The sequence below is a fragment of the Pseudomonas sp. 14P_8.1_Bac3 genome (assembly GCF_025466085.1).
GTDB lineage: Bacteria > Pseudomonadota > Gammaproteobacteria > Pseudomonadales > Pseudomonadaceae > Aquipseudomonas.
In genome coordinates, this window is the sequence record NZ_JANLOD010000078.1 from 151,446 (window position 1) to 166,757 (window position 15,312).

Consider the following 15,312-nt stretch of genomic DNA (forward strand, 5'->3'; position numbering starts at 1 on the left):
GCCTTTAAGCTGGAAAAAAACCTCCGGTGGGGCGGCGGCACGATGCACCTTTATCGGGGCGAAACACAGGTGCATTTGCACCATCGCCTGCCCGTCACTCTATAACTATGTACCGCCGATGCAGTCGCCCGAAATGGTGTCCTAGCGCTCCACTTAACAGGAGCGACGCTCATGTCTGACACCCCTGCAACAACTCCGGCCGCTACCGCGAGTATCCACGGCCTGTTCCTCGAGAAAGCCATTCCCGACTGGCTGGTCAAGGCCACCCCGGAACGCCGCGCGGCCTTGAAAAACACCGCGACGACCACGCCGGACTGGCACACAACCACCTCCCGCGCCCAACGCGACGCCCTGGGCTTTCGCGCCACCGCCAGCCTCGCCGCACAGACCCGCCTGGACAACGTCATGTCGACCTTCCAGGACATCGATACTTTCGCCAGACCCCTGCTGGTCAAGGCCTTGGAAGACCGGTTCAAGGTGGAACTGGACGTCGATAAAACCCTGATTTGCCTCAAGCAACCGCTGGAATGGGGCATCCTCGGCATCGATATCGGTACGTTCGAGGTGTTGAAACTGCCGCTGCTGCAAGCGGCTCTGCATAACTTCGAAGCCTCGGAAACCGAGGACGGTGCGTTTCATTCGTCCTCGGGCTTCCTGGTGGAAAACGCCACGCCCGGCACGTTCAGCGCCGTCAGCACCTCCCTGACCGTGACGCAATTTACCGGGCTGTGCCGCTCGCTGGACATCGGCGCGAAATATCAGGTGTACCTCAAGGCGTTTTTCAAAACCTCGGACGCCGAAGCGGAAAAAGCGCTACGCCTGCCCTTCATCGACGCCCAGAAAACCGCGTTGCGCGCCGCGACAGACCTGGCACTGCTGAAAAAGGACATCACGCCGGCGGATTACACCATGATTGTGTCGGTCATCGACGGCGAAGTGCACCCCTGGATGGGCAAGAAACAGGTGTGGTTCCGTGACCTGTGCTTGATGAACCTGACCATGACCGGGTGCGTGGTGTTCTACATCTGTGAAAAATACCGCTACGGCGGCGAGATGATCGTTTACATCCCTAACGATCCGGAGCAACCGCTCAAGCGCTACCTCTATGAAGACCTGACGGCGATGTTCAAGCGCCGTTTCACCGCCCGCGCCCCCGCGCAACCCAGGGACGGCAGCCCGACCGCCTATCAACGGTTTTTCAGCCAGTTCGTCGCGTATGGCGATCTTCCGCGCTACTTCAGCGAGTTCACCCAGAATGCTTCGGGCGCCCCCCTGAGCCAGAAGCTCAGCCCCTATGTGTCGATCCTCAACACGCTGTTGCGGGGGATCAATCCGTTTGCCGGTCTCGACAAGCTGCCGCCCACCACGATCAATCAGGAGCCAAATGACGACCCCTTTCTCGCCCCTCGGGTTCAGGTGCAGAAGGGCCGGGGGCTGTGGAGCGAGAACAGCGATCTGTGGGGTTATCTCTACGAGCAGCATCGCGACAAGGTCCTGGCCGACGCGCGTAGCCACGCGGTGCCCACGGCGGATGTCGATGCTCGCGTCCGTTCCGAGAAATTCGCCTTTCTGCTGAATATCGGCCTGCTGGTGCTGACCACCGTGACGATGTTCATCCCGGTACTGGGCGAGGCCATGATGGTGGTGATCGCCGGCCAGCTGATGTACGAAACCTTCGAAGCCTCGATCGAATGGAGCGAGGGTGATCGCAAGGCGGCCAAGGCTCACCTGATCGACGTGGCGGAAAACCTGGCGTTTTTCGCGGTGGCCGCCGGCGTCGGCAAAGGCCTGGCCAAATTGACCGCGGTCAAGGCCGAGCCGGTGATCGAACAACTGGACCCGGTCACGCTGCCCAATGGCGACACCCGCTTGTGGAAGGCTGACTTGAAGGGCTACGAACGCGCCGTTTCCGTGGACCGCGACGTGCCGGCCAATGACCTCGGGCAATTCGAGTTCGACAACAAGACCCACGTCCGACTCGATGACAAGTTCTACGAAAAGACCTATGACGCGTCGCTGAAACGCTGGCGTATCAAGCGCCCGGGCGACCCTCACGCCTATCAGCCACCGCTGGCTCACAACGGCACCGGGGCCTGGCGTCATACCCTTGAGCGCCCACAGACCTGGGACCGCCTGACCCTGCTGCGGCGCATGGGGCCGCTGACCGATACGTTCTCCGACGAGCAACTGCTGCGGATCGCCGACGTCAGTGGCGTCAGCGACGATGCCTTGCGCAAGATGCACCTGGACAACGCGCCGCCACCGCCCGAACTGGCCGATGCCATGCGCCTGTTCGAGGCCGACCATGGCGTGGCGCAAGTCATCGAACAGATCGAGACCGGGCGTGCCATCGATGATCGCTACCTGTTTACCCTGCCCCTGATCACCGAACTGCCACGCTGGCCGGCCGGGCGCTTGCTGAAAGTGTTTGAAGGCCCCGAATTGTCGGGGGAGTCGATCAACTATGGCGCCGAGCGCCTGTCGGCGGGCGTCAAGCGCAAGAAATCGATCCGCATCACCCGAGCCGATGCCCTGAGCGGCAATCTGCCGGCGCTGATTCTGGCGGCGCTGGATGAATCGGAAATCACCCGTCTGCTGGGAGGCGAACCGGCCCGGGTGACGGCGTTGCGGCCGCAGGAGTTCAGCAAGCAGATCGCCGATCTGGCCCGCACCCGCCAGCCGGCGCTGTTCGAAAGCCTCTACAAAGGCGCGACCCCGGTGGACCCTCAGGTCGCCAGGCTGCAGCGGCTCTGCCCCGGGCTCAGCGAGACGGCGGCACACACCGTGCTGATCGACGCCACGGCCGAGGAGCTGACCCGGCTTGAGACCAGCGCCCGCGTGCCGCTGCGCCTGCTGGAGCAAGCGCGCTGGTATGTGCAGCAGGGACGTCTGACCCAGGCCTTTGCCGGTCTGCATATGGAAAACCTGGTGTCGGTGGACAGCAAGCGTGTAGCGCTGCATACCCTGGCGAAACTGCCGGGCTGGAAAGGTGACGTGCGCCTGGAAATACGCGAGGGCGGGATTGAAGGCGACCTGCTCGATGGCATCGGCAACGAAAACAGCAGTACCCGAAAGTACGTGGTGAAAAAGGGGCCGGTCTACCAGGCGTTCAATGACCGGGGAGAAACCCTTAACAGCCTGCCCCGCGAGGGCGACAACTTTTACGCCTCCATCCTGCACGCCTTGCCCGATGACGCACGGCTGTCGCTGGGCATCCCCGGCGTGGCGCAACGCTCCGATCTGCGGCGCGCGATTATCGACTATGCCACCACGCATCCCACGGAGTCGGCGCAACTGTTGCGCGACAAAACCGTGGCCAGACCACCGCGGCGCATTTCAGAGAAGCTGCTCGGCTATCCAGCGAGTGGCCGAGGCGCGGACGTGACCGGCGAGCTGATCAGCCGGGTGCAGGATGTTTACCCGGGCCTGTCCGATGTCGAGGCCCTCAAGTTCCTTCTCGAGCAGTGGGGGCTTGGCCAGTCCAACCAGCAGATTTTCCACCTGCTGAGCAACCGTCTGCGCGAGTGGCAGGCGCTGGAGGCGACCCTTGACCAATGGGTGGGCGGGGACAGCTCGCTGCGCGCCATGCTGGACGGCAAACGCCCGGCGGCGGAGGCGATCAGGTCCGCCTGGAAAAACTCGCCCAAAGCCGGGGTAAACCCGACGTATGCGCGGCTGGAATTGAACTGCCACGATTCGTTGCCGCCGCTGTCGGCGGATTTTTCCCATATCAGGGAACTGACGATCGGTGGCGTGGGCATGACCGGCGCTTCCATCGAAGGGCTGTTGGGCTCTTTTCAGCAGCTCGAAAAACTGTCGATCACCGGCATCGCCATGCAGTTGCGCACGGTTCCTCGGGCGCTGGACGGCATGAAGCAACTCACCGATCTGAGCTTGGCTTCGAACTTCCCCTACAGTGCGGCGGAAATCGCCAGGCTCGAGAACCTGGTCAGGCTCGAACGTCTGGAACTGCGTGGGGTACTGCAGAAGGCCGAAGACCTTGATGTGAGCCGCCTGAGCAACCTGCGCGACCTGACCATCACGAACGCCTCCGCACAGGCCTGGCCGGTGGGTGTGCTCGAGCTGCCTCACCTCGAGCGTCTGAACATGCGCGGCAGCTTCGTCTACCAGTTGCCCGGCAGACTGTTCGAGGGCGGGCATGACCGGTTGTTGTCCGGGCTCTCCCTGGACTGGTCCTGGCTCACGCGCGAAACGTTCAAGGTGGCTTACGACTATGTAAGAAGCCAGCCTGTGCACTTGATCGACCTGGAGGAAATGGTCGCGGATCACTGCAGAGGACAGTTGCGACAGTTTGGCACGGTTGGCGCGACGTCGAACGCGCCGGGGCCGCGGGGCGAGCCTTACGACTTTTTGTTTCAGTCGTTTCTCCAGCGCTGGGAGGGCGCCGAGGCCAGGTTCAACGCCATCGAAGCATTGGGCGACCGGTACGACGCGTTCTATCGTCAGCTCCATGCGTGGCTATCCAAGTTGTTTGTGCTTCAGGTGGAAAAAAGTTGGGAGATTGGGGCCGCCCTCAAACGTAGCTGGCACAGTGGACTGCTGCGCCGCTACGGCTCAACGGCCTACTCGACGCGTCTGGAACTGAACCTGATGTCGATCAGCCAACTTCCGGAACTGGCCGCCCGGGACTTTGATCATGTAGAGACCCTGATCCTGCGCGGGAGCGGTGCGTCTCTCGAGGAGACCCATCGTTTTGTCAGCGGTTTCAATCGGGTGCAAAACCTCGACCTGAGTGGCAGCCGCTTCGCCGATGTCGGCACCTCGTCAGTGGGCCTGGATGTCAGCGCCATGAGCGAGCTCGAGGCCTTGAACCTGAACGGGAGCAATCTGCAGGCGTGGCCAACGGGCGCCGAGAGCCTGGCTGAACTGACCTGGCTGGACCTGGGCGGTAGCGCAATTACCACATTGCCGGACACCGCCCTGGCCCGCGACGAAATAGTGATCGGTACCCATCTGACCGGTTTGCCTTTGACGCCTGAGGCCTGGCAGGCGCTAAGCGCCGCGCGGGCTAGGGTCGAGCAGGCCAGGGGCTTGCTGCCGGGCACCCTCGAACGGTTCGCCCTCGAACCGGTGCCCCTCAACTTCCCGCCCGCCGAGACCGGCGCATCGATTGCCGAGAACCTGTTGCCGTTGCCCGCGCAAGTGCCGGCGGGCGAAGGCACGGCCTGGCTCGCCCAGCGTCTGAAAGCCGTCCGGTGGTTGGCGGACGATGAACCCTTGCAAACCATCGAAAAACTGCGCAAGGAAGGCCTGGGCAGCACGGAAATCAGCGAGCGCATCGACGGTTGGCATCAGACCCTGGAAGACCTGACCCGCCGCTTGAACAGCTGGCTGTTCACCCGTGAAACCCATGGGTTGGGTTGGCAGATATCGGCGCACTCACGCCGATTGGCTGCCTTGCGCATCATCGAGTGTTGGCAGGAAGGCCTGATTGGCTGGAATGGCGTCGCCGACCGTAGCCTCAACCTCAACGGTTTGCAACTGGGCGATCTGCCTGGGTTGCCGGTGCAGTTCCCTCATGTGGGCGACTTGAACCTGACCGGGGTTCGGCTGACCGGGCAAGGTTCCAACGGGTTCCTGCGTGCCTTTCCCAACGTCAACAGCCTGGCGCTGGGCGGCCAGCCGCTACAGGTGTTACCGCAGGCGATCGAATCGATGCGCGGGCTGGAACGGCTGGACTTGTCGGCGACTGCCCTGCTGGATCCCGAGCTTCTCTATCCCGTGCTGGGCTCGCTTGAACAGCTGCGGATACTCGACCTGGGTCACAACAACCTGCGGGCGTTCAACGTTGGATCACTGGAGCGACTTGAAGAGCTGGATTTGCGTAACAACCGAATCGAGGAGTGGCCCGCGGGTGTGCTGCAGGCCGATCACCTGCGGGTGCTGGATCTCAGTGGCAACCGCATCACGGCGATTCCCAACGAGGCGCTGGACGGTACTCACGATGCGTTGATGGCGAACACGGACGTGTCCGACAACAGCTTCTCGCACCGCGAGCTGGAGCAGATCAGGGACTATGCGCGCAATGTCGAGCCGAACGCCTGGCTGGGTTATTCGCCCGATCGCCTTGATGAACTGATCGATGATTTGGCCAGCGACGATGAGGACGAAGGGGGGGCCATCGTACCGGTCCCCGTCGTACCGGATGAGGTCATCAATGAGGTCGAGGCCGAACCTGCACAGTTGCAGCCATGGCTGGACAATCTCGAACCCGCGGTGTCGATCACACGCCGTACGCAATGGAACCAGTTGGCCGCCGAGCTGAACAACGGTGCGTTTTTTCACCTGTTGGCGATGCTGCGACTGACGCCGGAGTTCAAACTGGCCCGCGCCGATTTGACACGTCGGGTGTGGGAGGTGATCAGCGCGGCGACCGAGGACAGTGAGCTCAGGGACGTTTTATTCGGCATGTCCGGGACCCATGGCACGTGTGTCGACGGGCGGATCCTGACGTTCAGTGACCTAGAGGTGAAGGTCTTCGAGCGCAATGTCCTGCAAGGGATTGCGCCGGGTCAAACGGACGCGCGAGGCAGCGCATTGCTGAGGCTGGGCCGACAACTGTTTCGTCTGAATAAAGTCGAGGACCTGGCGAAGAAGGCGACGCGCCAACACGCCGATCCGGCGGAAGTGCGCCTGGAATACCGGATTGGCCTGACCCGGGGCTGGAGCGACGGGCTGGAACTGCCGGGGCAACCCAGAAACATGCAATTTGGCCGGCCCATCAGCGGCACCGTGCTCAGTACCGCGCGCGCCACCATCGAGGCGCTGGAAAAAACCGACGCGTTCTATGAAAACCTGATCGGTCGAGACTTCTGGGAGCAATTCCTGCGGGAAAAATACCCTGAAGAATTCAGCGTCCTTGACCAGAACGTCATTGATCGACAAAGCCGATTCGAGGATGAGCACGCCCATGAAAATGTGGGCAGCGCCGAGTACAAGGCCGCTGTGGAAATGCTGAACATCGAGCGCAGCATCGAGATCAATCAGAAGCTGATTGAACTGTCTCGAAGGGTCATCGGCGAAATGCCTCCACCCGTTCCCGCAGAGCCGCCACCCGGCACCTCGCGAGACCTGATGGGGCAGCCTCCGCGCTGATCCCAATGTGGGAGCGGGCTTGCTCGCGAAGAGGCCATCACATTCAACATTGATGCTGACTGATACCCTGCCATCGCCAGCAAGCCGGCTCCTACAGTGGATCGGCGGCGTGCCCCAATCCTGTGGCCACCCAAGATCCCCAGCAGAAGATCCTGCTACTGCGGTACATATTTAAGCTTTTCCCCCGAAGTCGTTCGATAGGCTGAAGACTTTCAGTCAATCATGGATGACCTGTAATGCCCGATTCAATTACCCCCGTTACCCTCCCCGAAGGCGCGTTCAACGCTGACCTGCGCGGCGTTCACTACGACTTCCTCAAAAACCGCATCCCGAGCTGGTTTACCCAGGCGAGCAAGCAACGACAGCACGAACTCGGCAACCACGAACTGCAACTCCCGAGCTGGTACCGCAACGCCACGCCCGAGCAGAAGAAAGCGCTGGCGGACAGCCACGCGCGCTATCGCGAGACGCTGAACACCATCGACGCCAGACTCGGCCTGATCAAGGACGTGTTCGAGTTTGCCGAGCAGCCACTCAAGGACGCGATCCAGGCGCGGTTCAGGCAGTATGTGGATGTCAGAAATATTCAGTTCTTCCGCAAATACGGACGCAAGAGCCGTGACGATTTATACGGATTTTTCGTGTTTGAGCAGACGCTGGATCCACGCCTGACCACCGAGTACCGAGGGACCTCCCTGCTCGAAGCGGCCCTGGCCAACTTCGAGCCCGATGAAGAAAAGCCCCTGCCCTGCAACGACTGCCAGATCATCACCCGTTGGCGCACTGAGCATGATGAAGTCATGCCCTCGTTTGAAATGCTGGAGGCCGACGCCTGGCCCATGGAAACCCAGGAATTCGCCAAGCTCTGCCGCACCCTCGACCTGGGCGCGAAGTACCAGCAACACATCAAGGAAATCGTGCAGCCTGAGGACGAGAGCGAGCGCAAGGCACTTGAGCAGGCACTGGAAGAACACCTGCGACAACAGCTGGCGGTGGCCATCGAAATTGGCCACCAGCAATTGGCAATCGGGGCGAATGGCGGAATCGAGGCCGGCATCGGTGGTGGCGTCTACCGGATGCTCCAGCAAGCCCTTGCCAACAGCGGCAGCGCCACCCTGGATGGGCGGCCGGTGACCTACTCGGCATTGACGATATTCGGTATCGAATTGGTGGGCCCGTTGCTGATCGGGCCGACCCGCAAAAACGCGGATCGGGTCGAGCGCCTGGCGGTGTACCTGCCCAACGACCCGCAGCAACCGATCAAGGAATACGCCACTAGTGGCGACTTCATGGCGGACCTGCGAACCCGTTTGCACAGTGCCGCGTATCGACGTTACTTCAGCCAGTTTGTGCCGCTTCGTCAGCAAGGCATTTTCATCACTCAACTGAGCGAGTTGTACAACACAAAAAATGTCGGCATCCAGTGGGATTATCCGCTGGGAGCAAAACCCGTGAACCTGCCGATGGGGGAAGTGCCGATCGAGGGCGACCTGTGGACGCAACTGCGGCAGAACACGATCAACAAAATCTACAACAATGCCCGCGCCGTTGCGGTGCCCACCGAGGATGAGGACAGTCAGGCGCGCCTGGAAAGGCTGCAGAGCTACTACGATGCCGCCAACAGCGTGTTCAACCTGGCCGCGTTTGTCGTGCCGGTGCTGGGGCCGGTCATGCTGACCGTGGGCGCCGCGCAAATGTGCGATGAAGTGTTTGAAGGCATCGAAGCGTACGAAAGGGGCGACACGAAGGAAATGTGGGCGCACTTTTCCGGCGTCGCGTTGAACGCGGCGTTCGTCGGCACGGGCGCGGCGGTGCTGCCGAAGATTCAGGTGTCGAGCGTGGTGGATTCGCTTAAACAGGTCACCCTGGCCGACGGCAAACAGAAACTGTGGAAGCCGGATCTGTCGCAATACAAGACCACCGTCACCTTGCCGCCCGACGCCGTACCCGATGAGCTGGGCACGTACTCACACGAAGGGAAAAAGGTGCTGCCCCTGGGCGGCGACCACTATCTGATCGAGCCAGACGCAACCGGCGAGCATTATCGGATCAAGCACCCGACCCGTGCCGGGGCCTACTCGCCTGAACTCGCGCATAACGGCGAAGGCGCCTGGCACCATGAGGCGGAACGTCCGCACACCTGGGAAGGCGCAACCCTGATGCGTCGGCTCGGCCCGGTGGCGGACGGTTTCAGCGACGCCGAACTGGAGCAGGCCCGGCGCGCCAGCGGGGTCGACGACGATGTGCTGCGCCGGGTGCATGCGAACGGCGAGCCGGTCCCGGCGATCCTGCTGGAAGCCCTGAAGAAATTCAGGGCCCATGGTGAAGCGGTAAAGGTCGCCACGGGTATCGACCAAAGCCCGTACTCGGTTTACGCAGCGCCCCTGGCTGTCGAGTTGCCGGGTTGGCCGGCGCACAAGGCGATCGAGGCTTTTTCGCAGGATCGCTTGAGTGGACCTTCAACCAAGTACGGCAACCTAGAGGCCTCGCCGCAAAATACCCTCAAGGTCACGCTGTCTGACGTGATGAGCGGCCGCTTGCTTGAACGCCTCATCGCGTTCTTGAGCGAAGACGACATCAAGGCACTGTTTCCCACCTACACGCCCGTCACACCCGAGCAGCGGATCGCTGCCTTGCGTGACCGCTTACAAGAACAAGCGATCAAGGCCAGGGCGCGGATTACCGAGAGCCGCTACACCGAGCGCCAACCGCCAGTCGATCAGGCCGTCGCCGTGGTGCAGGGGCAATTCAAAAGTTTGCCGGCCTCGATGATTCAAGAGTTGCTGTCCGACGCCACCTCCGCCGAACTGACTCGATTGAATAACGAAAAACGCGTGCCCTTGCGCATCGCCGAGGGCGCCCGTCGGTTGCAACAGCAAGTGCGCCTGACCCGCGCCGCCGAGGGCCTGTCCCTCGAAGCCATGGCCAATAAGGACACTGAAGTTCTCGCACTCAATACGCTGCCCGCGCTACCGGGCTGGGTGAACGATCTGCGCATCGAAATTCGCGAGGGTGACCTTGAGGGCGAGCTGCGCGCCAGTGTCGGTCCCGACAACGCCAGCGAGCGCAAAGTGCTGGTGCGCCGCGGCGACGGCCGCTACGAGGCGCGCACCGACCGCGACGAGCACCTGCACGGTATCGATGATCTGTTCAGCTCGCTGCAGCACGCTTTGCCCGACCGCCATCGCCAAGCCATTGGCCTGCCTGATGTATCTCAAGGCGCGCAATTGAAAGCGAAAATCATCGAGCATCAGTTGGGTTCGGATCGGCTACGTCCGCTACTGAAAATGCGTCCGCGGAACAATCCGTTCTTCAAGGCGCCGATGCGGTTGTCGGGAGATCGTATGGGTTATCCGCTGAGTGATCACCCTGATGTTTCGCAGTGGCGGCAAATTGTCGAAGAACGGATTCGCACGTTGTATCGCACCATCTCCAGGGAGGAGATGGATGAGTTTATTGCGAGCATGGAAGGGCAGGAAGAAACGATCCTGAGGCAGCTTGAACTCGAGTTCAAACAGCTTAAGCACACCTTGCAAACCTGGTACCGGGCTCCCCTTGAGGGCGCGACCGAGGAAGAGCGGCAGAGCCCTGAGTTTATTGGGAAACGGGAGGCGAGACGAGAAATCGGGCGGGCCCTGCTTCAGGCCTGGCGCAGAGAGGGCAGGGTGGACCGGGATTATACCGGCGAGCCGCAGGGACAAGTCATCAAGCTGGCTGACCTTGATCTGCACGGTCAGCTTGACGAGCTGCCGCCGCTGTCGGCGAATTTCAACCATGTCACCAGTTTGAATCTATCCAACACCGGCATCCCCGGTTACGCCGATGCGTTTCTGGAAAATTTCAGCGGATTGCGCAAGTTGAATCTGAGCGATAACGAGTTGGCGGAGCTGCCCGAATCCCTGGGGCGAATGGTGCACATGACGGAGCTGGACCTGTCCGGCAACCTGCTCAAGCTCGATGCCCAGGCGGTCGCCCGACTCAGGGGGTTGACGCGCCTGAAATTTCTGGCGCTCGACGATAATCCGTTGTTGGAATTACCCCCCGACATCAGCCAGATGCCCAGCCTGGAAACCGTACTGTTGGCCCAGACCGGCATCAACACCTGGCCCGTCGGCGTATTCGATCAGCCGAGGCCGCGCACGTTCTACCTGGATTTGCAGGCCAATCACCTGCAAGTCATTCCTGAGGTGGAGCCAGGGTCGGCGCAGGCGGAAATTGTGGCGCGTACTGTTATCAGTCATGAGCCGGATTCCATTTCCGCGCAGAACCTGCAACGGGTCCGGGACTATCGACAGTCGGTGAGGTTCGAGCCGGATCGTCCGTATCCAGCGCGGGGCATCCTCGACAGTGGTTTGTGGAAAGAAGGGCTGACGGAGGAGCAATGGCTGGCCAAACAGGACACCTGGGCCGACCTCGAGCGTGAGCCGGGATCGGAGCCCTTTTTTCGTGAGATCAGGAAGCTGTCACAGTCCGCCGATGCACGTTCCGGCAGCGCGGAAGCGCGGATTGAGTTGTGCGACAAGGTCTGGCAAATGGTCGAGGCCGCCCACGCCAACACCGCCTTGCGGGAAACACTGTTTCGTATGGCCACTGCCCCGACGACCTGTGTCGACGCCAACTCGCTGTTGTTCAATTCCATGGGCGTCGAGGTCCTGACCAAGCGCGCGTATGAGCTGGGCGCCCATGAGCTGATAGAAACCGAGCTGATCGAGCTGGCCAGAGGCAAGTGGCGCCTGGACGAGTTGGGCAGGATTGCGGCTGAACGGGTCGATGAATTATTGGCTGAGGGGCGCCAGTTTCTCGAGTTCAATCACAACGGCAACCTGATTCCTCATTTCGATGCACAGGGCAACCAGATCAATGATATCGATCAGGTGGAAATCCATATGATCTACCCCACTCAGTTGGCCACACGCCTGGATCTGCCGTGGCAATCCCGGCACATGATGTTCGGCGTGCCCGAAGTCACTGCGCAGATGGTGAATGATGCTTATGCGCGGGTGCGAAGCAAGGAACAGGGGTCGTTGTTGCAAACACAACTGATCGAACAGGGATTCTGGGTGGACTTTATACGACGAGCCTACTCAACGGAGTTCAAGGCTTGGCGGATTAAGGGCGAGCGCCTGTTGGACCTGCAGACTGCGCAGCAGCAATGGCTGGCCGCCGATTCCGCGGTGATGAAAATTCATTGGCGTGCCGAAATCACGCGGCTGGCGAAACTGCTCGGCAAGGCGGACAGCGAGGTCAAGCCCGGCACGGTTCTGAGTAATGACGAGTACTACGCCCAGATGGCCGATCTCGGGGAACAGGAAAAAACGTTCATCGCCAAAACCACCGCTGACGCTATCCGGCGCGCCGGACTGCAGCGTGTGGAAGCGGAAGGCGTCGCCCATAACCAGGCCTGACGCCGTCGCCCCCTGTTAGCGCGAGCATGCTCGCCAAGAACGTGCGGGCAACGCGAGGATTCAGACGTCCCGCCTCATCGTTGACGTCCATCGCGAGCAAGCTCGCTCCTACAGGGGGCTTGCTCAGAACAGGAAATAACGCTGTGCCATCGGCAGGGTCTCGGCCGGTTCACACCACAGCAGCACGCCGTCGGCCTTGACCTGATAGGTCTGCGGGTCGACGTCGATGCTCGGCAGGTAATCGTTGTGGATCAGGTCGGTTTTCTGCACCTCGCGGCAACCCTTGACCACGGCGATTTTTTTCTTCAAGCCCAACGCTGCAGGAAGGCCGGCGTCGTGCGCTGCCTGGCTGATGAACGTCATGCTGGTGGCATGCAGCGAGCCGCCGTAACTGGCGAACATCGGTCGGTAATGCACCGGCTGCGGCGTCGGAATCGAGGCGTTGGCATCGCCCATCAGGCTTGCCGCAATGGCGCCGCCTTTCAGAATCAGCGTCGGCTTGACCCCGAAAAACGCCGGTCGCCACAGCACCAGATCCGCCCATTTCCCCACCTCCACCGAGCCCACTTCGTGGCTGATGCCATGGGTGATCGCCGGGTTGATGGTGTACTTGGCGATGTAGCGTTTGGCGCGGAAGTTGTCGTTGCCCGCGCCGTCACCGGGCAATGGGCCGCGCTGTTTTTTCATCTTGTCGGCGGTCTGCCAGGTGCGGGTGATCACTTCGCCGACCCGACCCATGGCCTGGCTGTCGGAACTGATCATCGAGAACGCGCCGAGGTCGTGCAGGATGTCTTCGGCGGCAATCGTCTCGCGGCGGATGCGGCTTTCGGCGAAGGCCACGTCTTCGGCAATGCTCGGGTCCAGGTGGTGGCAGACCATCAGCATGTCGAGGTGTTCGTCGATGGTGTTGCGGGTGAACGGCCGCGTCGGGTTGGTCGAACTCGGCAACACGTTGGCGAAGCCGCAGGCCTTGATGATGTCCGGCGCATGACCGCCGCCCGCGCCCTCGGTGTGATAGGTGTGGATGGTGCGGCCCTTGAACGCGGCGAGGGTGGTTTCGACGAAACCGGATTCGTTGAGCGTGTCGGTGTGAATGGCGACCTGCACGTCGTACTGGTCGGCGACGCTCAGGCAGTTGTCGATGCTCGCCGGCGTGGTGCCCCAGTCTTCGTGCAACTTCAGGCCGATCGCGCCGGCCTTGACCTGTTCGATCAACGGTTCCGGCAGGCTGGCGTTGCCCTTGCCGGTGAGGCCGATGTTCATCGGGAACGCGTCGGCGGCCTGAAGCATGCGCGCCAGGTGCCACGGTCCGGACGTGCAGGTGGTGGCGTTGGTGCCGGTGGCGGGGCCGGTGCCGCCGCCGATCATGGTGGTGACGCCGCTCATCAGGGCTTCTTCGATCTGCTGCGGGCAGATGAAATGGATGTGTGTGTCGATGCCACCGGCGGTGAGGATCATGCCCTCACCGGCGATGACTTCGGTGCTGGCGCCGATGGCGATGGTCACGTTCGGTTGCACGTCCGGATTGCCCGCCTTGCCGATGCCGGCGACGCGGCCGTCCTTGAGGCCGACGTCGGCCTTGACGATGCCCCAATGGTCGACGATCAACGCGTTGGTGATGACCGTGTCGACCACTTCAGCGGCGAGCAACTGGCTCTGGCCCTGGCCGTCACGGATGACTTTGCCGCCGCCGAATTTCACTTCTTCGCCGTAGGTGGTGAAGTCCTGTTCCACTTCGATCCACAGTTCGGTGTCCGCCAGCCGGACCTTGTCGCCGACGGTGGGGCCGAACATGTCGGCGTAGGCTTGACGGGAAATCTTCATTCGTTTGCCTTGAGGTTCAATTGATGGTGAAACCATCGCGAGCAGGCTCGCTCCCACAGGTAAGGTGTGCTCTGTGTGGGAGCGAGCCTGCTCGCGATTGGCCAGTTCAGACAGCACACAACCTAGAGGTCACCCATGATCCTGCCGGCAAACCCGAACACCCGCCGATGCCCGGCCAGGTCCACCAGCTCGACCTCGCGGCTCTGCCCCGGCTCGAAGCGCACGGCGGTGCCGGCGGGGATGTTCAGGCGCATGCCGCGGCTGGCGGCGCGGTCGAAGGTGAGGGCGTCGTTGGTTTCGAAAAAATGGTAATGCGAGCCGACCTGGATCGGCCGGTCACCGCTGTTGGCCACCTTCAGGCTGACGGTGCGGCGGCCGGCGTTGAGTTCGATGTCGCCGGGCTGGATCTGGTATTCACCGGGAATCATCAATGGGCTCCCTGGAGGATCTTGTAGTAGAGGGCGGTCGGCTTGTAGCGGCCGCTCGGGTCGCAGGCATAGTCCGGGATTTCACCGGCGCGGGTGTAACCCAGCGCCTGGTAGAAATCCTCGGCGGGGGAGCCGGCCTCGGTGTCGAGGTAGAGCATGCCGCGCTTGTGCTGAAGTGCCGCCTGTTCCAGCGCGCTCATCAATTGTTGGCCCAGCCCGCGGCGGCGCGCCTGTTCGCGCACCAGCAATTTCTGCACCTCGGCACGGTTCAGCCCATTGGCTTTCTGGCACAAGGTCAGTTGCACGCTGGCCTGCACCTGCTCGTCCTTGACCACCACCCACAGCAGCACGTTGCCCTTGTTCAGATTGTCCTGAACCTCATCGAAATAGGCACGGGCCTGGGTGGCGTCGAGGTCAGCCATGAAACCGACGCTGGCGCCATAACCGACGGCGTCGAGCAGCAACTCAATCAAACCCTGGCGATAGTGCGCAAAGCTTTCAACATTGACGCGGCGCAGTTGGGCGGCGTTCATCGGGGC

5 protein-coding genes are annotated in these 15,312 nt (G+C 61.7%); 2 read left to right on the forward strand and 3 right to left on the reverse strand.

Features of this window, described 5'->3' with window-relative positions:
- Window positions 1-171: 171 nt before the first annotated feature.
- Both NTD84_RS29280 and NTD84_RS29285 read left to right on the forward strand, forming a co-directional pair.
- Window positions 172-7,116 carry an NEL-type E3 ubiquitin ligase domain-containing protein gene (locus NTD84_RS29280; RefSeq protein ID WP_262172539.1) on the forward strand — a complete coding sequence of 2,315 codons (6,945 nt, stop codon included), beginning with the start codon at window positions 172-174 and terminating at the stop codon, window positions 7,114-7,116.
- 236 nt (window positions 7,117-7,352) lie between these two features.
- Complete coding sequence (locus NTD84_RS29285) at window positions 7,353-12,521, forward strand: NEL-type E3 ubiquitin ligase domain-containing protein (protein WP_262172540.1); 5,169 nt, start codon at window positions 7,353-7,355, stop codon at window positions 12,519-12,521.
- A gap of 123 nt (window positions 12,522-12,644) precedes the next feature.
- On the opposite strand, the gene ureC is transcribed toward NTD84_RS29285, so the two are convergent.
- The 3 genes from ureC to NTD84_RS29300 all read right to left on the reverse strand — a co-directional run bounded on the left by ureC (window position 12,645) and on the right by NTD84_RS29300 (window position 15,306).
- Window positions 12,645-14,345 (reverse strand): urease subunit alpha, encoded by a 1,701-nt coding sequence (gene ureC / locus NTD84_RS29290; protein ID WP_262172541.1) that lies wholly within the window; start codon window positions 14,343-14,345, stop codon window positions 12,645-12,647.
- A gap of 122 nt (window positions 14,346-14,467) precedes the next feature.
- Window positions 14,468-14,773, reverse strand: a complete 306-nt coding sequence (locus NTD84_RS29295) for an urease subunit beta (protein ID WP_157714371.1) — start codon at window positions 14,771-14,773, stop codon at window positions 14,468-14,470.
- Window positions 14,773-15,306, reverse strand: a complete 534-nt coding sequence (locus NTD84_RS29300) for a GNAT family N-acetyltransferase (RefSeq protein WP_262172542.1) — start codon at window positions 15,304-15,306, stop codon at window positions 14,773-14,775. The genes NTD84_RS29295 and NTD84_RS29300 overlap by 1 nt, the downstream gene beginning before the upstream one ends.
- Between the last annotated feature and the right edge of the window lie 6 nt (window positions 15,307-15,312).

Coding starts and splice junctions, on each gene's coding strand:
- NTD84_RS29280 (WP_262172539.1), top strand. CDS start 172: ATGTCTGACACCCCTGCAACAACTCCGGCCGCTACCGCGAGTATCCAC.
- NTD84_RS29285 (WP_262172540.1), top strand. CDS start 7,353: ATGCCCGATTCAATTACCCCCGTTACCCTCCCCGAAGGCGCGTTCAAC.
- ureC (WP_262172541.1), bottom strand. CDS start 14,345: ATGAAGATTTCCCGTCAAGCCTACGCCGACATGTTCGGCCCCACCGTC.
- NTD84_RS29295 (WP_157714371.1), bottom strand. CDS start 14,773: ATGATTCCCGGTGAATACCAGATCCAGCCCGGCGACATCGAACTCAAC.
- NTD84_RS29300 (WP_262172542.1), bottom strand. CDS start 15,306: ATGAACGCCGCCCAACTGCGCCGCGTCAATGTTGAAAGCTTTGCGCAC.